The 21199-nt window shown below is 65.7% G+C and carries 17 protein-coding genes; 9 read left to right on the top strand and 8 right to left on the bottom strand.

Going from position 1 to position 21199, the window contains the following annotated elements:
* Positions 1-83: 83 nt before the first annotated feature.
* From VGN66_RS15320 to VGN66_RS15310, 3 genes are read right to left on the bottom strand one after another with little or no spacing between them, the layout of a single operon-like run.
* On the bottom strand, positions 84-1001 hold the full coding sequence (locus VGN66_RS15320) for a Gfo/Idh/MocA family oxidoreductase (protein ID WP_327519682.1): 918 nt from the start codon (positions 999-1001) through the stop codon (positions 84-86).
* Position 1002: 1 nt separating this feature from the next.
* The gene (locus VGN66_RS15315; RefSeq protein WP_327519681.1) at positions 1003-1638 is read right to left on the bottom strand and encodes a 2-dehydro-3-deoxy-6-phosphogalactonate aldolase; all 636 of its coding nucleotides are present in this window, start codon (positions 1636-1638) and stop codon (positions 1003-1005) included.
* The gene (locus VGN66_RS15310; RefSeq protein WP_327519680.1) at positions 1635-2555 is read right to left on the bottom strand and encodes a 2-dehydro-3-deoxygalactonokinase; all 921 of its coding nucleotides are present in this window, start codon (positions 2553-2555) and stop codon (positions 1635-1637) included. The genes VGN66_RS15315 and VGN66_RS15310 overlap by 4 nt, the downstream gene beginning before the upstream one ends.
* Positions 2556-2633: 78 nt before the next feature.
* Here VGN66_RS15310 and dgoD point away from each other — a divergent pair, with 78 nt between their 5' ends.
* From dgoD to VGN66_RS15290, 4 genes are all read left to right on the top strand, one after another.
* Positions 2634-3770, top strand: coding sequence for a galactonate dehydratase (dgoD, locus tag VGN66_RS15305; protein ID WP_327519679.1), 1137 nt, complete (start codon positions 2634-2636; stop codon positions 3768-3770).
* Positions 3771-3907: 137 nt separating this feature from the next.
* Positions 3908-6655 (top strand): TonB-dependent receptor, encoded by a 2748-nt coding sequence (locus VGN66_RS15300; protein WP_327519678.1) that lies wholly within the window; start codon positions 3908-3910, stop codon positions 6653-6655.
* Positions 6656-6727: 72 nt separating this feature from the next.
* Entirely contained in the window at positions 6728-8245 is a 1518-nt protein-coding gene (locus tag VGN66_RS15295) for a tryptophan halogenase family protein (RefSeq protein WP_327519677.1), read from the top strand.
* Positions 8242-9627 carry a tryptophan 7-halogenase gene (locus VGN66_RS15290; RefSeq protein WP_327519676.1) on the top strand — a complete coding sequence of 462 codons (1386 nt, stop codon included), beginning with the start codon at positions 8242-8244 and terminating at the stop codon, positions 9625-9627. The genes VGN66_RS15295 and VGN66_RS15290 overlap by 4 nt, the downstream gene beginning before the upstream one ends.
* 6 nt (positions 9628-9633) lie before the next feature.
* Here VGN66_RS15290 and VGN66_RS15285 read toward each other — a convergent pair whose 3' ends face one another.
* Positions 9634-10665, bottom strand: coding sequence for a glycoside hydrolase family 43 protein (locus VGN66_RS15285; protein ID WP_327519675.1), 1032 nt, complete (start codon positions 10663-10665; stop codon positions 9634-9636).
* A 124-nt stretch (positions 10666-10789) separates the two neighbouring features.
* Between VGN66_RS15285 and VGN66_RS15280 the strand changes: the two genes are divergently transcribed.
* Positions 10790-11863 carry an aldose epimerase family protein gene (locus VGN66_RS15280; RefSeq protein WP_327519674.1) on the top strand — a complete coding sequence of 358 codons (1074 nt, stop codon included), beginning with the start codon at positions 10790-10792 and terminating at the stop codon, positions 11861-11863.
* A gap of 32 nt (positions 11864-11895) precedes the next feature.
* Positions 11896-14544 (top strand): TIM-barrel domain-containing protein, encoded by a 2649-nt coding sequence (locus VGN66_RS15275; protein WP_327519673.1) that lies wholly within the window; start codon positions 11896-11898, stop codon positions 14542-14544.
* A 19-nt stretch (positions 14545-14563) separates the two neighbouring features.
* On the opposite strand, the gene VGN66_RS15270 is transcribed toward VGN66_RS15275, so the two are convergent.
* Genes VGN66_RS15270 through VGN66_RS15255 form a run of 4 tightly spaced genes read right to left on the bottom strand, consistent with a single transcriptional unit; the run spans position 14564 to position 19197 of the window.
* Positions 14564-15619, bottom strand: a complete 1056-nt coding sequence (locus VGN66_RS15270; RefSeq protein ID WP_327519672.1) for a cytochrome P450 — start codon at positions 15617-15619, stop codon at positions 14564-14566.
* A complete protein-coding gene (locus VGN66_RS15265; RefSeq protein ID WP_327519671.1) occupies positions 15616-16407 on the bottom strand; it encodes a class I SAM-dependent methyltransferase in 792 nt (263 codons plus the stop codon). Before VGN66_RS15265 ends, VGN66_RS15270 begins: the two co-directional genes overlap by 4 nt.
* Complete coding sequence (locus VGN66_RS15260) at positions 16397-17500, bottom strand: hypothetical protein (protein ID WP_327519670.1); 1104 nt, start codon at positions 17498-17500, stop codon at positions 16397-16399. The genes VGN66_RS15265 and VGN66_RS15260 overlap by 11 nt, the downstream gene beginning before the upstream one ends.
* Positions 17497-19197: a carbamoyltransferase family protein gene (locus VGN66_RS15255; RefSeq protein ID WP_327519669.1), complete on the bottom strand. Its 1701-nt coding sequence runs from the start codon at positions 19195-19197 to the stop codon at positions 17497-17499. The genes VGN66_RS15260 and VGN66_RS15255 overlap by 4 nt, the downstream gene beginning before the upstream one ends.
* Before the next feature lie 128 nt (positions 19198-19325).
* On the opposite strand from VGN66_RS15255, the gene VGN66_RS15250 reads away from it, so the two are divergent.
* The 3 genes from VGN66_RS15250 to VGN66_RS15240 all read left to right on the top strand — a co-directional run bounded on the left by VGN66_RS15250 (position 19326) and on the right by VGN66_RS15240 (position 21150).
* A complete protein-coding gene (locus VGN66_RS15250; RefSeq protein ID WP_327519668.1) occupies positions 19326-20456 on the top strand; it encodes a JmjC domain-containing protein in 1131 nt (376 codons plus the stop codon).
* Positions 20457-20545: 89 nt separating this feature from the next.
* A complete protein-coding gene (locus tag VGN66_RS15245) occupies positions 20546-20692 on the top strand; it encodes a hypothetical protein (RefSeq protein WP_327519667.1) in 147 nt (48 codons plus the stop codon).
* A gap of 164 nt (positions 20693-20856) precedes the next feature.
* Positions 20857-21150, top strand: coding sequence for a PqqD family peptide modification chaperone (locus VGN66_RS15240; RefSeq protein ID WP_327519666.1), 294 nt, complete (start codon positions 20857-20859; stop codon positions 21148-21150).
* The last annotated feature ends 49 nt before the right edge of the window (positions 21151-21199 follow it).

Here is a 21199-nt window from a genome sequence, read left to right as displayed (position 1 = left end):
GGTCAGGCTCCGTTCCGGGCGCGGCGCGGGTGCGCCGATCGAACTATGGCAGTCATGAGCATCATTGGCGTTAGTAACGCGGGTCAGTCGAATGCTGCAACGCTTTCGCGGCGGGCAACCATGAAAGCGTCGGCAGCGATGCGCAGCGGCTCGCGATCGACCTCGCTTGCGCGCGCGTCGATCAGCGTCGCGAACCGGTCGTAAATCTGCGGATATTCGCTGTCTTCGTCCAGCGCCTGATCGATCCCGTCGACCGTCAGCCGCGCGCCACCATCGCGCAATTCGATCCCCCGCCCGTCGCGCGTGACGATATGGATGATCCATTCCTCCCCCGCATCGAACCGCCAGTCGAACTCGGCGCGCCAGTCGCCACCGATGAAATCGATCGTGGCTGCAATCGGTGCCTGCCGGTTGTGCGGTACCGACAGCGTGGCCGAGCGGACCAGCAGCGGCATCGTCGCGACCCGCGACAGGATCGACAGCGCGTTGATCCCGGTATCGAACACGCCGAACCCACCGGCATTCCAGATCCACTCCTGCCCCGGATGCCATTTTCGCACGTCTTCGCGCCACGAAATGTGCAGCGAGTCGATCGCTGCATCCGCCAGCAGCGCAGCAGCCGGGGCAACCCCTGGCGCAAATTGCGAGTGCCACGCGGTGTAGAGCACCCTGCCCCCCTCCCGCGCCAGCGCTTCGAGCGCATCGAGTTCGCCCAACGTCGTCGTCGGCGGCTTTTCGAGCAGCACGTCGAACCCGGCGAGCAAGGCATCACGGGCGAAGTCATGGCGCGCGCTGGGCGGCGTGCAGATCGCAATCGCGTCCGCCGCCCCGTCCATCGCGGCCAGCAGTTCCGCAGCGTCGCTGTACCAGGGCACGCCGACGCCCGGATCGCCAGCTGGCGTAGCAACCGCAACCAGTTCGAAGCGCGGATCGGCGGCGATGGCGGGGAGATGCTGGTCAGCGGCAATCTTGCCGAACCCGATGATGGCGACGCGGATCACCTCACCGTGCTCCGATCGCCGCGACGAACGCGCGCGCCTGCGCGGCGACCTCGGCGCTGGTCTGTCCCGGCCGATACAGCGCGCCACCCAGCCCGAACCCGTCGGCACCTGCCGCGAAATAGGGCGCCATCGCATCGGGGGTAATTCCGCCCACAACGACGAGCGGCACCTCGAGCGGAAGCACCGCACGGTGCGCCTTCACGACGGCGGGCGATGCGACCTCAGCGGGAAACAGCTTGAGCGCGTGCGCGCCTGCATCGAGCGCGGCGAAGGCTTCGCTGGGAGTGAAATAGCCCGGCGCAGAGACCAACCCCGCCGCAGCGGTGGCGGCGATCACCGTCGTATTGACGCAGGGCGATACGATGATCCGCCCCCCCGCATCCGCGACCTGCGTCACCTGATCCACCGTCAGCACCGTGCCCGCGCCGATCAGCGCCGCATCGCCCAGACGGCGCGCCAGCCGCTCGATACTCACCAACGGATCGGGAGAATTCAGCGGCACCTCGATGATGCGGATGCCCGCCTCAACCAGTACGTCACCAATCGCCTCGACCGCGTCCGGCGTGACGCCGCGGATGATCGCGATTAGCGGGCAAGCGGCGAAGTGGGTGGTGAAGGCGTCAAGCGAACCAGTCATAGAAACTCCGTGATGCGGCGAATGCCGGCCAGAAACGCGGCCTCGCCATCGATTACTTTGCCGACCGTCCCAGCCTGGCCGAGGGCGGCGGAATACAGCGCGCACAGCGCGGGCGCGCCGACGAGTGCGACAGTGGCGCCCGGTGCCCGGCCCGCGAGCGCGGTCCGCACATCGCTGCCGATCAGCAGGCCGCTGGCATAGCCCGCGTCGCTCCGCCCGCCCCCGAGCAAGTGCCGTGCACGAATGCCGAACAGCGATGCGAGCAGGTCGGCGCCACCCAGCGCATCGGCAACGCCCGCAGCAAAGGCTGCGTCGGGGCCGACATCGCCGGTCAATTGCGCCGACAGGATCGAATGATCGCGCAGCACGGCAAACAGTTCGCCGGTCATCATCGTTCGGAACGCGTCGATCCGCCCGCCGCGCATCGCGATCCATTTGGCATGGGTGCCTGGATGGCAGATCAGCCCGTCACCCGGCACCAGCCCGGCGGTTACAGCGCCCAGCGCCTGCACTTCCTCGCCCCGCATCACGTCCGCGCCCGGACCGCGCTGACACACGCCCGGTACGATGCCGACCCGCCCGGCTTCGATCCAGCAGATCGCGTGTGCGAGCGCCTGCGCATCCGCGGGGCAGTCGACATAAGGCGCCTCGCGCCAGCCGCGGTTCGACCCGGCCATCCCCGCGATCAGCATCGCGCAGTCGCCCAAGGCGTCCCGGATTTCGGCAGCAGCACACTCGAATCCGCCCGGCCCGACCGACAGGACGCCCTTGGCATCCTCCAGTTTGGCGATCACCCGGCCATCGGCATCCACCGAATAGGCTCGGCGATTGGTCGAGCCCCAATCGACCGCGACATACCCCTCGCGCCAGCTCATCGGCGGCTCGCTTTGCGTCTCGTTCCCATCGCTGCGGATCATACAGGCGCGTCCCGGCCTTGCTAGATATAATTTATCGGATAAATAGGTTTAATGCCCGGGTGGGGTTTTGAGGTGACCATGAAGATTGCGCGTATCGAGACGTTTCACGTTCCGCCCCGTTGGCTGTTCGTCCGCGTTGAGGCGGAGGATGGCTGTTTCGGATGGGGCGAAGCGAGCCTGGAAGGGCATAGCGAAGCAGTCGATGGCGCGTTCGAATCGCTGCGCGATCGCTTCATCGGCAGCGACCCGCGCCGGATCGAGGATGTCTGGCAGGTCGCCTATCGCGGTGGCTTTTATCGCGGCGGCGCGGTGCTGATGTCGGCGCTCGCCGGGCTCGATCAGGCGCTGTGGGATCTCAAGGGGCGCCATTACGGCCTCCCCGCCTGGGAGATGCTGGGCGGGCAGGTCCGCGACAAGGTCCGCGCCTATGCCTGGATCGGCGGCGACCGCCCCGACGATGTCGGCGAAGCTGCTGCGGCGCGCAAGGCGCAGGGCTTCTCGGCGGTCAAGATGAACGCGACCTCCGAACTCGACTATCTCACCGCACCCCGGTTCGACGATGTGCTCGAGCGGGTTCTCGCCGCACAGGCAGTCGGCATGGATGTCGGGCTCGACTTCCACGGTCGCGCGCACCGCGCGATGGCCAAGCAGCTCGCCAAGCAGCTCGAGCCGCTTGGGCTGTTGTTCATCGAAGAGCCGATCCTGTCGGAAAACCCCGAGGTGCTTGCGCAGATTTCGAGCCAGATCAGCACCCCGATCGCGCTCGGCGAGCGGCTCTATTCGCGCTGGGATTTCAAGCCGTTCCTCGCCAGCGGCGCGGTCGACATCATCCAGCCCGATCTCAGCCATGCCGGCGGATTGAGCGAATGCCGCCGGATCGCCGCGATGGCCGAGGCCTATGACGTCGCGGTCGCCCCGCATTGCCCGCTCGGCCCGCTCGCGCTCGCCGCCTGCCTGCAGCTCGCCGGGTGTACGCCCAACGTGGTGCTGCAGGAGATGTCGCTGGGCATCCACTACAATGAGGGCCACGATTTGCTGCATTTCTGCACCAATCCCGACGTGCTCTCGCCGGTCGATGGCTTCCTGCCGATCCCGACCGGGCCGGGCTTGGGCGTCGAGATCGACGAGGCCGCAGTGCGCAAGGCGCATGCCGAGAAATTCCGCTGGCGCAACCCGATCTGGCGACAGGCAGACGGCAGCTTCGCGGAGTGGTGACCCAAGACGCGACACCATTATCCGATAAATCTTATAATTACCTTGTCAGCGCCGGGAGCGCGCTTCTATAGCGACCACAAGAAGAGTCGCTGACCAAGCGACCGGCGTGCTGTGAATTATCGAAGGGGAGGACATCGATGCGTTTGAGAACCTTGATCCGCTGTTCCGGCTCTGCCGCCGCAATCATGCTAGCCGCCGCACCCGCATGGGCGCAGGAAGGCGGGACGCCAGCGCCGGAAGCGCAGCAGACACCGGCCGCAGAAGGCGACGAGATCGTCATCAGCGGCTACCGCCAGTCGCTTGAGTCGCAGCAGAATATCCGTCGCAACTCGACCCAGATTGTCGACGCGATCGTTGCCGAGGATATCGGCAAGCTCCCGGACATCACCGTTTCCGACACCGCCGCCCGCATCCCGGGTGTGCAGGTGGAGCGCGGTGGCGGCGAAGCCGGACGCGTGCTTGTCCGCGGTCTTCCCGACTTCGTCACCACCTATAATGGCCGTGAGATCTTCACCGCCGAAACGCGCTCGGTCGCGCTGCAGGATTTCCCCTCGGGCGCCATCGGCGCGATCGAGGTGTACAAGACCTCGACCGCCAATCTGGTCGAGCCGGGCCTTGCCGGCCTCATCAACGTGCGCTCGCGCCGTCCGTTCGACTTCGCCGACTTCCACGTCGCCGGGTCGGCATGGATGACCTACACCTATCAAGCGCGCGACTATAACCCGAACGCCAACATCATGGTCTCGGATCGCTGGGACGTCGGTGGCGGTGAGATCGGCGCGTTGCTCGGCCTGTCCTACACCAGCATGCACTATCGGGATTCGACGCGGTCCAACACCGATTTCGTCGCTGGCGGCGGACCGGGCGGCACGCAGTTTCCCGACATTCAGCGCGTGACCTATGACGAAGGCGATCGCGAGCGTCCTTCGGTCAACGGCGCGATCCAATGGCGCCCGAGCCCCGGCCTCGAATTCTATGTCGAGGGTCTGTATCAGGGCTTCCGCAACAAGCTGTCGTCGCGTGAGATGGAAGCGGCACTGTGGGGCGGGTCAGGCTTCTCCAACGCCGTAACCGTGCCGGATCGACCCGATCTGCTAGAGAGCGCGACGGTTACCAATCCGCGCCGCGTGCAGGGCTATCAGGGCGGCACCTACAACACGACCGATACCTACCAGTTCGCAGTCGGTGGCAGCTTCGAGACCGGCGGCCTCAAGATCACCGCGGACGTCGCGCGAACCGATTCCACCTTCACCGGATCGACCGCCAGCGTCGACTATGCCTTCGCTGGCCCGCAGACGATCGTGTTCGATACCAATGCCGATAGCGGCGATGGCGGCGCGGTCTTCTCGATCCCCGGTTTCGACGCGAGCAACCCCGCCAACTATGTCTATCGCGGCTTCTACGAGGAAGCGCAGCAGGCGAAGGGCAAGGATTGGCAGGCCCGCGTCGACGTCACCTATGAAACCGAAATGCCGTGGGTGAAGGCGTTCGAAGCCGGTATCCGCTACACCGACCGCGACGCGCGTCGCGAGTTTGGGAACCGCTATTTTGATCGTGAAGGCGACCGTCGCCCGTTCTCGGCTGTGCCGCTGACCTATGAGTTGTTCGACGCGGGGTTCCGCGGTGCCGACCCACAGCCGGGTATCGTGACCTGGCTCTCGCCGACCTATGACAGCATTCGCGCGAATCTGGCGCAGTTGCGGGAGTTCAATCAGCCCGGCCTGACTGGCGCGCCTCCGGCGGATCCGCAGCAGACCTGGGAGGCGAACGAGAAGCACTTCGCCGCCTACGCCCAGTTGCGCTATGAGATTCCGCTGGGCGGTGAAGCCAGCATCGATGGTACGATCGGCTTGCGCTATGCACGAAGCGATCTTGACCTGTCGGGCACGCGCCTCTTGCTGCCCGCAGGCGACGCTCCTGGCGTGCAGACGCCAACGGCCGTTGAGCGCAAGTTCGAAGCCTGGTTGCCCAACATCAACGCGCGCATCCGTTTCACGCCGCAGATTCAGGCACGTCTGGCCTTTACCGAGACCCAAACGCGCCCGAATTTCATCGACCTTCGCGCCTCTGCCACGCTCGACCGGCCAAATACCAATGGTTGTTTGTCGGAAACCCCGATCCCTGATGGATGCTATCGCACGGGCAATGGGGGCAACCCGTTCCTGAACCCGCTCACGTCGCGCAACTATGACGCCGCGCTTGAATATTATTTCTCGCGCAACGGCTTCGTTTCGGTCAGCGTCTTCCACCGCGACATGGAGGGCTTCATCGAAGGGAATACCTTTACGGGTACGCTTCCGGACGGCACCCCATTGCGCCTGGGCTCCCCGATCAACGCCGGCAAAGGCCGCATCCGCGGCTTTGAAATCCAGGGCTCGACGTTCCTCGATTTCATTGGCCTGCCGCAGTTCGGTCTTCAGGGCAACGTCACCAACCTCGATGCCCGTTCCGACTTCAGCTATGACGACGCCCAACTCAACGGCTCGCCGCTGATCCGAACGGTCAACCGTGAGCTGCTGTTCGTGTCGGACTGGTCGCTCAACGCGGCTGCCTTCTACGAAGCCAATGGCCTGTATGCGCGGCTTGCCTACAACTGGCGCAGTGCGTTCCCGCTGACCTATCAGCGGCGCGGCGACCACCTGTACACCGAAGAGGCAGATCCCGTTAAGCGGCTCGATCTCTCGGTCAGCTACGACGTCATGCCCGCGGTCACGGTGTTCGGCGACTGGACGAATATCCTCGGCGATCCGTTCAGCTCGACGCTGACGCGGACCAACACGGTCGGCAATGCCCTGCCCGCCGCCGGGGCATTCACTGCCACCTATCCGCGCGTCGTCCGCTACGAGGAATCGACCCTCACCGTGGGCATCCGCTTCCGCCTCTGATCGGAGCGGTTGGCATCAACATGGGAGCCGGAGAGCCTTGCTCTTCGGCTCCTGTCGTTTGAGGATCATGGGATGAGCAGCAAAGCCCCCCGCGACGACCGGCCACGCACGCGGGTCGTCATTGTCGGCGGCGGCACCGCGGGGTGGATGGCGGCAGCGGCGTTGATCCGCCGGCTCCCCCATGCCTGCAGCGTGCGGCTGATCGAGTCCGAGGATATCGGCATCGTCGGCGTTGGCGAGGCGACCCTCCCCCATCTGCGCGCGTTCGTCTCGATGCTCGGGATCGACGAGGCCGAGTTCATGGGCGTGACACAGGCGACCTATAAGCTCGGCATCGAATTTCGCGACTTTGGCAAGATCGGCGACGCCTATCTTCACCCGTTCGGCAATTTCGGCCGACCGCTGAACGGAGTCCCCTTCCACCATTACTGGCTGCGGATGCGCGCACAGGGCCGGCAGGACACGCTGTTCGACTATTCGCTGTGCAACCAGATGGCGGCGCAGCGCAGGTTCGCCCCGCCGACCAACGACGCCGCGTCGCTGCGCTCGAGCTACGGCTATGCCTATCAGTTCGATGCGACTTTGTTCGCGCCTTATCTGCGCGATTATGCCTTCGCGCGCGGCGTCGATCGGACCGAAGGGCGTGTCGTCGATGTGTCGCTCGACCCGATGTCGGGGGATGTATCCACGCTGACCCTCGCTAGCGGTGAGCGGGTCGAGGGCGACCTGTTCGTCGATTGCTCGGGTTTTCGCGCGCTGCTGATCGGCGGGGCGATCGGGTCGGCGTGGGAGGATTGGTCGCGCTGGCTGCCGTGCGACCGCGCGGTCGCAGCCCCCTGCCCGTCCCCCGAGGGGCCGATCGAGCCCTATACCCGCGCCGCCGCAATGTCGGCGGGCTGGCGCTGGCGCATTCCGCTGCGGCACCGGGTCGGCAATGGCTATGTCTTCTCGTCCGCGCACCTTGATGAGGATGTGGCCAGCACGGCCCTCGTTTCCGCGCTTGAGAACCCGCCGCTCGCCGACCCGCGCATCCTGCGCTTCCGCGCCGGGCGCCGCGCGCGCAGCTGGGACCGCAACGTCGTGTCGGTCGGCCTCGCCTCTGGCTTTCTCGAGCCTCTCGAATCCACCAGCATCTATCTGGCGCAGGGCGCGGTCGAGCAGCTGATCGCGCTGTTCCCGATCGACGGGCGCATTGCCGATGCCGATCGCGACGAGTTCAATCGCATGGTCGACCTTGAATATGACCGGATTCGCGATTTCCTGATCCTGCACTATCACGCGACGACGCGCGATGACTCGCCGTTCTGGAACGACATGCGGACGATGCGCATCCCCGACAGCCTGGCGGAGAAGATGGAACTGTTCCGCGAATCCGGCCGCGTCGCGCACTACACGCAGGGGCTGTTCTTCGAACCGAGCTGGCTCGCGGTCTATCTCGGCCAGGGAATCACGCCGCGCCAGTGGGACCAACGCGTCGATTCGATCGACCCGGCGCAACTCGGCGGTGCGCTGGACCAGTTGCGCGCACAGGTCGCTGCAGCTGTGCGCGACATGCCCAGCCATGACGCAGCGTTGGGCCGGGTCGCATGAGCGCGCGCGCGATCCGCTCGGTCTGCGTGGTCGGCGACGGGATCGTCGGCCTGTCGGCGGCGGCGGCCTTCGCCCGCGCTTTGCCGCAGGTCGCCGTGACGATCGTACCGGCCACGCCAGACCCGGCAGCAGTCGCGGAGATCCAGTGCGCGACCTGGCCGAGCATCCACCGCTTTCACGCCGCGATCGGCCTCGATGAGCGGGAGCTGGTACGCGACGGCATCGCGACGCATCTGCTCGGCGCACAGTTCGGCAACTGGCCACAAGTGGGGCAGGATTGGGTCCATGGCTTCGGCGAACATGGCCTGAAGGCGGGCGACATCCCGTTCCACACGCTGTGGCATCGTGCGTTTCAGGCGGGAGCGGCGGCACCCTATTGGCGCTACGGCGCGGCGGCATTGCTCGGCGCGGCGGGGAAGTACGCCCATCCCAGCCCCGACCCCGCCTCCCCGCTCGGCGGATTTCTCTACGCGCTGCGCATCGATCCACCCCGCTATCGCGCGCGGCTCGACACGCTGACAGCCCCGCTACCACGCCACGCGCCGTTCGCCTCCGTGGAGCGCGGCGAGGATGGTGCGATCGCTGCCGTGGGTACAGCCGATGGCAGTCGTGTCACCGCCGACCTGTACCTCGACTGCTCGGGGCCGCAGGCGTTGCTGCGCTTCCCCGATGACGCCGAGTTCGAGCCATGGGATGCGTGGCTTCCGGGCCGCTCAATGGCAGTGCGCGATGTGCCGGGCGATGCCGTCGATCCGCTCGACCGCGCCGAGACAACCGCAGACGGTTGGCGCTGGCGTTCGCCGCTCGGGGACCGGACGCGGGTAATCGAACTCAACGACGAGCCTGGCGGAGTCGCCGTGCGCTTCGGCCGCCGCACGCCGGGGATCGGCAACGTTCTGGCGATCGGCGATGCCGCAACCGCGATCGACCCGCTGTTCGGCACCGCACTCCACCTTACCCACGATGCCATCCTGCTGGCGCTGGACCTGTTGCCCGGGCGCGACTTCGGCCAAGCAGAGATCGCCGAATATAACCGCCGCAGCCGGGCGGTTTCGACGCGGATGCGCGATTTCCACGCGCTCCACCATCTGCGCGTCGGGACGATGACCGCCCCGCTTCCCGAAGGACTCGCCCGCACGCTTGAACAGTTCCAACGCCGCGGTCGCCTTCCCCCGTTCGAGGGCGAGCCGTTCGAGGCAGACGCATGGCTCGCGTCGCTGATCGGTCTTGGCCTGACGCCGGATGCAATCGACCCACTCACCGCCTCGATCCACCCGGCACGCGCTGCCCACGCAATGGATGCGCTCGCCTCCCGTCTCGCACAGGCGACGGAGAACGTGCCGCCCTACCCGCAACTGCTCTCGCGGTTGCGGGCGGGCTGAGCGCGATCACTTCTTGGCGGTGGGTCGGATGCTGACACCGACAGCGGGCTTGCCGTCCTTCCACAGCAACGGCGCGACATACAGATAGCGCTTGTTGTCGAGCTTGCGGCACCCCGGGGTCGCGGCCCAGGCGTGGAACGACACGAACTGACGCGCACCGACATTGAAGATGCTCTGATGCCCCGGCCCGCTCAGGCACCCCACGTCGCGCTTGTTGTAGCTGTAGAGGATCGGGTTCTCAGGTGCATCGGTGCACGGCCCCATCGGTCCGTCGCACTTCGCCCAGCCCATCGCATAGGGCGACAGCCGCTGATGCGTCTCCCAGCCATAATGGTTGGACGAATAGAACATGGCATAGCCGGTCGGCGTCTTCACCATCGTCGGCGCCTCGATCACATGCGCCTCCCACGGCTTGTCGTTGCGCAGCAGCGCGACGGCCGGGCCTTCCAGCTTCAGCCCATCGGGACTCATCTTCTGCGCATAGATATCGGTCGGATTGCCAAACTTCGGGTTGTTGCCGTCATTCTTGTAGTAGAGGTACAGCGTGCCATCGGTATCGCGGAACGGCGCGGCGTCGATCGTGCCGCCCAGATCGCGCTGGCAGATCATCGGTTCGGTCTCGGTCGACACGAATGGACCCTTGGGGTCGCTGGCGAACGCCGCGCCGACGCATTGGAGCCCGCTCTCCTTCTCGCGTGCGGTGATGTAGATTACGAAGCCATTGGCGACGCGCTGCACCTCCGGCGCCCAGGTAAAGCCCTCGCGCGCCCACACCGGCAGCGTCGGCATCGCGTCGTGGATCTTGCCGCCGGTCTTGACCAGCGCCCAGTCGGCCAGATTGGTCGAAGTCGCCATCTGCACATTCGCGACATTGCCCGGAGGGTTGGTCGCATAGGCATAGAAAGTGCCGTCGTGCAGCATCACGAACGGATCGGCGAAATCCTCCTCCAGTACCGGTGCAAACGGCGCATCGTCCTTCGCCGGTGCGAACGCGGTGCAGGTCAGCGCCAACACTGCCAGAAACCCGTATTTTGCCATGCCTAACTCCCTTGGCTCCATCATCCTGGCCGGTCGGGTCAAAACGCCCACTCGACCTTTCCCGTCTTTTATCATATAAATCAGCTCAAGAGGAAAGACCGTTTATCGCGGTCGGGAGCCGCATATGAATTTCACTGTGAACCGCGCCGATTTCGGCATGCTGAACGGCGCGCGAGTCGAACTGATCCGGTTGAGCAACGGCGCGGTTGAGGCCACGATCCTGACCTATGGCGCGTCGATCCACTCGGTGCGCGTCCCCGATCGTGACGGGCATCTCGGCGACGTGGCGCTCGGCCATGCGACGCTCGTCGAATATGTCGACCAGCCGCAGTTCATGGGATCGACTGTCGGTCGCCTTGCCAACCGTGTCGCGGGCGGGCGCTTCATGCTGGATGGTACCGAATACCGCGTGCCGACCAACAACGGCCCCAACTCTCTCCATGGCAGCGATCAGGGCTTCGACAAGGCCAACTGGCAAGTGCTCGCGCTGGACACCGACGACGCGGCGTCGGTCACGCTGGGCCATGTCAGCCCGGATGGCGATCAGGGCTATCCCGGCACGCTGAACGTCACCGCACGTTACGCGCTCGACGCTGCCAATACGCTGCATGTCGATTATCGCGCGGTCAGCGATACGGTCACGGTCGTCGCGCTGTCGAACCACGCATATTGGAACCTCGCCGGCGAAGACAGCGGCAGGAGCGCACTCGGCCATATCCTGACCATCCCCGCCGGCCAATACCTCCCCACCGATGCCACCGCGATCCCGACCGGCGAACTGCGCCCGGTGGAGTGCACCGCCTTCGACTTCCGCGCGCCCACGCCGATCGCTGCGCGCGTCCGCGATGCAGGCGAAGCGCAGCTGCGCATCGGGCGCGGCTATGATCACAATTGGGTCGTCGCGCACGACATTGCCGATCAGCTGCGGCTGATGGCGCACGTCCTCGACCCCGTCTCGGGCCGAGTGATGGAGGTCCATTCCACCCAGCCGGGCCTGCAATTCTATTCGGGCAATTTCCTCGACGGCAGCTCGGTCAACAAAAGCGGGCGGATGCTTCGCATGGGCGACGCCATCGCGCTCGAGCCACAGCAATTCCCCGACACCGTCAATCGCCCCGAGTTCGGATCGGTGCGGCTGGAGCCGGGTCAGGTCTATCGCAACCAGATCGCATGGCGCTTCGGCGTCGAGCCAGCCTGAAAACCATACAGCAAGATCAAGGAGAGGCCGTTTTGAGCAAAGGGAAAGCGTGGGCCGCGTTCGGCTTGAGCGCAGTGGCACTGGCGCTGGCGACGCCCGTCGCGGCCAAGTCGCTCGACATGGAGGGCCGCGCCGCCGCTGCCGCCACCGTGACGCGCGGCCAGGCGCGGTTCACCGTGCTGACATCGGGGCTGATCCGGATGGAATGGTCGCCCACCGCCCGCTTCGTCGATGCGCCGTCACAGGTGTTCATCGACCGCGAGCAGCCGGTTCCGCGCTTCACCACGACGGTCGAGAACGGCAGGCTGGTGATCCGCACCGACGCTCTCGAAATGTCCTACATTCTCGACAGCGGACGCTTCACCGCCGCCAATCTCAGCGTCCGGTCGCGCACGCTGAAGCCCGCATTCAGCTGGCGCCCCGGCACTGCCGCGACAGGCAATCTCCACGGCACCGCCCGCACGCTCGACCGCTATTCGGGCGACCGACAGATCGACAACGGCTCCCGGCTCGACCTCGGCCAGGGCCTGATCTCGCGCGATGGCTGGCATGTCGTCGACGACAGCAGTTCGTTCGTGTTCGACGGTGACCGGGAAGCCCCGTGGGTGCAGAAGCGCGACTGTGGCGATTGCCAGGACCTGTATTTCTTCGGCTATGGTCACGACTACACCACCGCCCTCGGCGATTACGCCAAGGTTGCCGGCCGCCAGCCGATGCCGCCGCGCTTTGCGTTCGGTTACTGGTGGTCGCGCTACTGGAATTATTCCGACCGCGAGCTGCGCGATCTGGTCGGCGACCTCGACCGCACCGGCTTCCCGCTCGACGTGCTGGTCATCGACATGGACTGGCATCGCACCGACGATTTGAGCTGGGACCCCCGCTATGTCGTCAAGGACGAGGTCGGCGAAGGTGTTGGCTGGACCGGCTATAGCTGGAACCGCAGCCTGTTCCCCGATCCCAAGCGCTTCCTGAGCTGGCTTGAGCAGCGCAAGGTCAAGGCGACGCTGAACCTACACCCCGCCTCGGGCATCCCCCCGCGCGAGGAGACCTATGCGGCATTCGCCAAGGCGATGGGCGTCACCGATGGCAAGGCGGTTCCGTTCGAAGGCGCCGACCGCCGTTTCGTCGACAATTGGTTCAAGCTGACGCTCGACCCGCTGACCGCGCAGGGCGTCGATTTCTGGTGGCTCGACTGGCAGCAATGGCCAGAATCGAAAGTGATGCCCGGCCTGTCGAACACCTGGTGGCTCAACCACCTGTTCTACACCCGGATGCAGCAGGCCGATGCCAATCGCGCGCTGATCTATCACCGCTGGGGCGGCCTTGGAAATCACCGCTATCAGATCGGCTTTTCGGGCGATGCGGTGATCACCTGGGACTCGCTCGCCTATCAGCCCTATTTCACCGCGACCGCGTCGAATGTGCTGTACGGCTATTGGAGCCACGACATCGGCGGCCACATGTTCGCCGACGGCCTGGCCCCCGAGCAGCGCAAGATCGATCCCGAGCTCTATGTCCGCTGGATGCAATTCGGCGCGTTCAGCCCGATCCTGCGCACCCATTCGGCGAAGGACGGCAACCTGCGCAAGGAGCCATGGCGCTTCTCGCCCGAGGTGCTTTCGACGCTGCGCGACACGGTGGCGCTGCGCTACCAGCTGGCGCCCTATATCTACACTGCCTCGCGCCAGGCCTATGACACCGGCGTCTCGATCCTGCGCCCGCTTTACTATGCATGGCCGGATCAGGCGCAGGCCTATGCCGAGCGCGGGCAGTATATGTTCGGCGACGACATGCTGCTGGCTCCGGTGACCAAGGCCGGGAAGGATGGCGTGACCCAGACCTCGATCTGGCTGCCACCCGGCCAATGGTATGACAGCAACCGTGGCGAGACCCTGTCGGGCGGCCGCACCATCGTGCGCGACTATCTGCTGAACGAAATCCCGCTGTTCGTGCGCGCCGGCGCGGTCATCCCGATGAACCCGCCGTCGATGCAGAACCTGCAACAGGTCGACGGGAGCAAGCTCGTCCTGCGCGTCCTCCCCGGCGGGTCCGCACGCACGCGCCTCTACGAAGATGCCGGCGACAGCGAGGGCTATCGGGGCGACGCCTACAGCTTCACCCCGATCACCAGCGCGCGCGACACCGGGCAGGCACAGCTCACCGTCCACCCGCGCGAAGGGCGCTATCCGGGCATGGCGGCGGCGCGGCAGATCACGATCGAGTTCCCTGCTGCAACGCTGCCCACCCGCGTCACGGTGAACGGTGCCAGCTATTCGCGATCCGACCAGCCGAGCGAAGGGAGCTGGCACTATGTTGGCAACGCGCTCACCGCCCGCATCGTCGTTCCCGCAATCGCCGCCGACGCGCAGTTGAACGTACAAGTCGAATTTGCCCCGGACACCCGCATCGAGGGCCTCGCATATCGCATGAAGCGTACCGCCGCGGCGGTTGCGTGGCTCAAGGACCACTGGCCCGCGCCCGAACCGCTGCCCGACGATGTCTCGCTAGCAGGGCAGTTCGGCCAGCTGGTCGACTATGAGCCGGAGCGCCTAGCCACGCTGATCGCCGAGTTCGACCAGCGATCGACCCGACTGGTGCCGCTGGTTCAGGCGTCGCGTGCATCCCCGGAAGTGAAAGCCGAGTTCGCACGCCGCATCGCAATGATCCGTGCCGAGCGCTGACCGGATCAACCGCGCAGTATCAGAAGGCGATTTGCAGGCTGTTGCGCTGGCGCAAAAGCCGTACCGGGCTCCAGTCATCTGACGGAGCCCGGGTGGCGCCGTCGAGCAGCGGGCGCAGCCGGTCGAGCACGATGCGCGCCTCCAGCCGCGCCAGATGCGCACCAAGGCAGTGCGTCACCCCCGATCCGAACGCCAGATGCCCGCCCGCCGTACGCGCGGGATCGAAACGGTCGGGGTCCGCGAACCGATCGGGATCGCGATTGGCATCGGCGAGCATCAGGTAGACGAGATCGCCCGACGCAATCCGATGATCGCCGATCACCACATCCGCGGTCGCCACACGCCCGATGCCCCGCACTGGCCCTTCCAGCCGGAGCACCTCGTCGATCACCGCATCGACCGACACCGTTCCGTCGGCCAATTGCTGCGCCACCTCCGGATGGTCGATCAGCAACGCGATCGCATTGGCGATCAGATCGCGGGTGGTGGCGCTGCCGGCGTAGAGCAGCATCGTGCCCCAATAGGCGACGAGCGACGGCTCGATCCCCTCTTCCTCGGCGACCGCCCGGATCGCGTCCACCATCGGCGTGGCGCGCGCCTGCGCCATCCGCGTCCCGATCCAGCGCGAAACGGCCGCCTGGGCAAAGCGCGCTTGCTGCCGCTCGGGCTCGGTCGATCCGATGTCATGACCGCGCGTGATCGCTTCGAACAGCGGCCGCAGCTGGCCGTGATCCGAATCCGGCAGGCCAAGCAGTTCGGCCATGACCGCCACCGGCAACGGAAAGGCCAGTTCGCTCACCACCTCCATACCGCCCCGCGCCCGCGCTTCGCCCGCGATCCGGTCGATACTGGCTTCGACGAACGCGTTCAGCGTCACCACTTTTTCGGGCCGAAGCTGTTGCGCCAGCCGCTGCCACAGCGGGCGAACGCGGTGCGATCGCTCCCCGGCAATGGCCTGCGCAACGTGCGTTGCCGCGTCGCCGACGGCGAGCGGCTTGTGGATCACCAGCCGCGCATCGTTCAGCGCATCGCGGACATCGCGATAGCGGGTCAGCAGAAGCGGCGGAGCGCTCATTCGGGCGTCCGCGCGCTCACCACCACATAGGACAGCACCGGCAATTCCTCGATATTGCGGACGAACAGCAGCAGCCGGTTGAACGTCGCCGCGTCGATCCGCTGCGCCAGCAATTCGGCCAGCGCCTTGCTCTTGAAATGCGCGACATAGGCGCGCCAGCTGGCGTCGGTGATATCCTCGATTTCGATATCCGCGAACCCGCACGATTCCCACAGCGCGCGATAGGTGGCGAGGTCAGGATAGCATTCCTGCCCGGACAGCACCTTGGGAAATGCCCTAGGCTCGCCCTGAAACACCATGTCGGCGACGACGATTTCGCCACCGGGCTTCAGCACGCGCCGGGCCTCGTTCAGAAACTCCCGCCGCCCCTTGAAGTGCAATGCCGCCTCGACGCTGACGAGCGCATCGAACATCGCATCTGGGAAGCGCATATTCTCGGCCGGCATCACCTCGAAATGCGCCTCGGGCACGCGCGCGCGGCATTGTTCGATCTGATAGTCGGAGACGTTGATGCCGTACACGCCATCCACCGGGAAAGAGCGCGCCAGATATTCGGTGGTGCCGCCCAACCCGCAGCCGACATCCAGCAACGGTCCCTGGTGTCGACGAAACTTGCCGGCAACCTTCGCCATCATATTGTCGCACGCCTCGCTGAAGTCAGCGGTGTCGGGCAGGAACAACCCCATATTGGCGTAGCCGGACTCAGCCCGGTCGCCGACATAGAGAACCCCTTTCCGGAAAAAGCGATCATAGGATCCGGTCAGGGTCTGCTGATATTCAGTCGGCATCAAATACTCCGTGAAGCTGTACCGGTAAGGATCGCGCTTCGTGTAACAACCAGGCCTCCCGCCATCGCACGGGCCCGGACAGCCGCAGCTTTGGCGCGATCGGTTGAAAGGCGTCAAGCACTGCCCCAATTTCGAGCCGGGCCAGCATCGCGCCCAGGCAATAATAGCGCCCCAGTCCAAAGGTCAGCGGCGGTGCGTGCGGTGCGCCGACGGGCATGCGGTTCGACCCACCGATCAGCAGGCACACGCTCTGTCCGGGCCGGATCACCGCCGCGCCCAATTGCACCTCAGCCCGCGCGACGCGCTTGATCCCGAGCACGGGCGTGTCGAGCCGCAGCAAATCATCGACCTGATAGGGCGGCCGCAATGCATCCGAGTCCGCACCCGCGTTCAGCAGCCGCGCCAGAATATTGGCGATGGCGGCACCGGTGGTGGTGGTCCCTGCGCTGAACAACTTGCTGCACGTATCGACCATGCTGGCATCCGGCAGCGCGAACTCCGCCTGGGTGGTGCGAAGCAGATCCATAAGCTCTGTCGCAGGGGCTTTGCGCCAATGGCTATGGAAATACAGGTCGAGCACCCGCGATGCTGGCGCCGACGCGGTCGGTCGCCCGGTCCATTTGAGGTCATAGCCCAGCAGCAAGCCCTCTGCGGTGTGCTGAAGCGCCGGTATGTCGCTGGCCGGCACTCCCAGCAGCGACGCCATCACGCGAACCGGAATGGCGTGCGCCACCATCGGGGCAAGGTCACCTTCGCCCTGCTCGATCAGCGCCGCCATGCATGCCTTGGTCGCGACGGGGACGGTATCCGTCAGCAACGCCTCGGAAGACGCAAACCACCCCCGCAGCCGTCGCACCACCGTGGCGCGAAACGGATCGGACCGGTCCACAAAGGAGCTGCCCGGGGTAATATCCAGCCGATCGTCGCGCAGCAGGGCTGCAATGTCGGCGCGCTCGGAAATGAACCAGCCGTCACGCTCCTGGGCGTAGTGCACCGGTGCAATGTCCCGCAGGCGAGCGAGCGCGGGATAGGGATTGCGGGCATACTCGATCCCGGGCGGGTCGAGGCCGAACGGTAGCGCGGCGGCGCTCATGCCTGTTTGCGCACCAGATACGGGCCGACCACCAGCGCGTGCAGCCCGGTGTCACGGAACAGCGTCGCGGCCTCCACCGGCGTTTCCACGATCGGCTGTCCGCGGCGATTGAGCGAGGTGTTGAGCAGCATGCCGATGCCGCTATGCGCCTTGAACGCAGTCAGCAGCGCGTGGAAGGCCGCGTCCGCTTCCCGCCGCACCGTCTGCACCCGCGCGGTGCCATCGACATGCACGACTGCGCCGATCAGGCTCCGCCACTCTTCCCGCACCGGCACGACGAAGAGCATATAGGGGCTGTCGCGATCGAGATCGAAATAGGTCGCGGCGTCTTCGGCCAGCACGGCGGGCGCGAACGGGCGGAAATCCTCGCGGAACTTCACCTGCGCGTTGATGTAGTCGCGCAGGTCGGCGCGGCGCGGATCGGCGAGGATACTGCGATGGCCCAGCGCGCGCGGGCCGAACTCAGCGCCGCCGCGATGCCATGCCAGCGTCTTGCCGTCGGCAAGCGTGTCCGCCATCGCCGCCATCAGATCGTCGGGGCGGTCGACCGTGACATTGTCGCCGACCGCCTGCAACGCGCGCTCAATCTGTGCGGCGTCTGCATCATAGCTGCGCCCGAGGAATGGCGATCCCCCATCGCGCACCGCCTCGCCCGCCAGGATCGTGCGCCAGCCATGATAGGCACAGCCGATCGCCAAGCCGGAGTCATCGGCGGCAGGCGGCACGAACATGCGCTCGAACGGCGTCTCGTTCAGGATCCGGGTATTGGCGACGGCGTTGAGCGCTACGCCGCCGGCAAAGCACAGATTGGGGCTGGGATGCAGCGCATGTCGGGCACGCGCCAGTTCGACCAGCGCGCGCTCGACCTCGCCCTGCACCATCCGCGCGACATCGGCGAAATACTGGAACCGCGCCTTGAAGTCCGCCGCCGAGCGCATCCGCTCGCGAAACTCGGCCATCCAGCCATAATCGACGAACACGCGCCCGTCGCGAATGTCGAAGATCCGATGGCGAAACGCGCCCGGCTGACCATAGGGCGCGAGCCCCATCAACTTGCCGAGATCGCTCATGCTTCCCAGCACATAACGGCTGGCACCGGCATAGACCCCGCCGATCGAATGACGCGTGGTGTCGGGGTGCATCGGATAGTCGGTCTGGAACCGGCCCAGCGGCGAAAAGTCCTTGAAAACCGCCCGCATTTCGCTGCCCGATGCGGCGTAATAGCTGTCCTTTTCGAAATAGAGCGCCGCCATCTCGCCCTCCGGCCGCTCGGGCAGGATCGCGCCGTCCAGGTCCATGCAATCCTCAAAGGCGTTGCCGCACCCGTCCACCGTCAGCACCGCCGCGTCATCGAACGGGCTGAGGAAGAACGCGCTGCACGCATGCGCGAGATGGTGGGAGATCGTCTCGACCCGCACGCCCTCGGGGATCGTGCGCTCGCCACGATACCAGCGATCGCCATATGCGAATCTGCCGAAATTGGCGTTCTGAACCACCAGCGCAACATCGTCCCAGCCGATTCCCGCCGCATTCATGCAATAGGCAATCGCGAGCGCATCGTTGCCGCCGTCATTCTTGACCTTGGTCAGCCGTTCCTTCTCGATCGCCACTGCGATGCGGCCATCCTTCAGCAGGCATGCCGCGCCATTGTGCGACAGGCCGACGCCCAGGACATAAACGGGTTTGGACGATGCCATCGACGCGCTGCGCTCCCACCGGAAAGCGTCCGCAATAGGAGAATTCGTCGGATCGGCAAGCATTCCCCCGCGATGTTCGCACCGGCCTGCCGCTGGCGCTCGACCCGCTTTGGCGATAGATCGACCCGATGGATGCCAGCGCCGCTCTGCGAGATTTTTTTCACCCGATCGATCCCGCCGAGATCGCCGCTGCGGTCGCGGAGACGCGCCGGCTGGTCGGAACAACCGAACGCGCATCGGCCTTTGCGCGGCTGTTGCCCTGGGCAACGCTCGGCACGCTGATCACCGCCGACGCGCTGCGCAAAGGGCAAGTCACCATCGCCCGTCAGGGCCGTCCGCTGCCGCTGGAAATGGTTGGCGTCGGCGCCAATGGACTGGCACCAGAGGCCGTGCAGGCGCTGTGCGATCAGGGCGCGAGCCTCGTGCTGGACCATGTCGACAAGCAGGTGCCGGCCATCGCCGCGATGAACGCGATAGTCGAACGTTATCTGCGCTGCGACACCCACACCAACGCCTATGCCAGCTTCAACCGCGAAAGCGCGTTCAAGGCGCATTTCGACGGGCATAACGTGCTGATCCTCCAGCTTCAGGGCCGCAAGCGCTGGTGGTGTTACGGGCAGAAGGTGCGGTTTCCGCTGAAGGGGCAGACCTTCTCCACGCTCGACGACCTGCCGCCGCCAGAATGGGAGGGCGTGCTGGAGCCGGGCGACATGCTCTATATCCCGCGCGGCGATGTCCATCGCGCGATGGTGGAAGGGCCGCAGTCGCTGCACCTCACCGTCACGATGACCCCGCCAACCGGCGCCGATGTCCTGACCCGGCTGGGCCAGAAGCTGCTGCATGAGGAGATCGGCCGGGCCTATCTGCCGGTCCTCGGCGATGCTACCGACCACGCTGCGCATCAGGCCGCGCTGCGTGCGGCGTTCCACCAACTGGTCGAGACGTTCGACATCGACGCCTTCCTTGCCGAAGCGGACCGCGACCGCGCACCGTGCCGCCCGTTTTCGCTTGGACTTTCCCAGGCGATCAGCCACGACACGCGCGTCCAGCCAGCACTGCGCCGCAGGGTCCCGATAGCGGCGCTGGAGGCACGGCATGGTGCGCTTTCCGATGCGGAGCGGGCGGTGCTTGCGCTGCTACTCGCGGAGGATTCCCTGACGGTGCAGCAACTTGCCGACAGCCTGCCGGGCCAGGACACCCATTCCGCGGTCGAAACGCTTGCGCGCCGCGCGCTCGTGTTCCTTTTCGCAGATCTCTGACGTCCCCCTGCGCCGGGCGCGCTTGTCTTGCTACTGCTCCGATGCTAGCGCCCGGCGTACAGGGGCACAGGGTCCTGGAAGGATGTATCATGCGCGATGTGATTGACGACGTTCGGGAAACCGCAAACGAAGCCAAGCTGGCCTATGCGACGCCTGATCTGGTCGAAGCGGGCAAGATCGCTGACGTCACGCTCAGCAACGGCAACAACGGCGGCGGCGACGGCGGGTACTCCTGATCCGACGTTAGTTCTGGCGGGGCGCTCTCGACGCAGTGCGGGACGCCCCACCGAAAAATGCTTTCGCTGGATTGCGCGACGCCCTGACCGTGAGGTGTTCCTCCGGCTTGCGGCACTCTAGCCAGTTCAGCCCAAATTTTGTGACGCGTTTCCCAGGAGCCCCGATGTTCGTACGAAGCCCAAGCGCGCTGTGGACCGAGCTTGATGGCCAGTTCATGCTGATGAACATCGAGAACGGCTCCTATTACGAGATGGCGGGTATCGGCGGCGTGATCTGGCAAATGCTGGAGACGCCGCAGTCCGAAGCGGACATCGTCGAGGCGGTCCTCAACCGCTATCAGGTCGAGCGCGAGCAATGCGCGCGCGACGTCCGCGCGTTTCTCGACAAGCTGGTCGCGACGCATGTCGTCACCGAACAGCCCGAAGCCGCCGGCACCGCGGCTCACCCGGCCGGATGAGCTTCATCGCAGGGATCGTTCGACACGATTCCCTGATAATTCCCGATGA

This window comes from Sphingomonas sp., assembly GCF_035998645.1.
Classification (GTDB): Bacteria; Pseudomonadota; Alphaproteobacteria; order Sphingomonadales; family Sphingomonadaceae; genus Sphingomonas.
The sequence above is the reverse complement of the archived record's forward strand: the minus strand, read 5'-3'. Positions and strand labels throughout refer to the sequence as shown.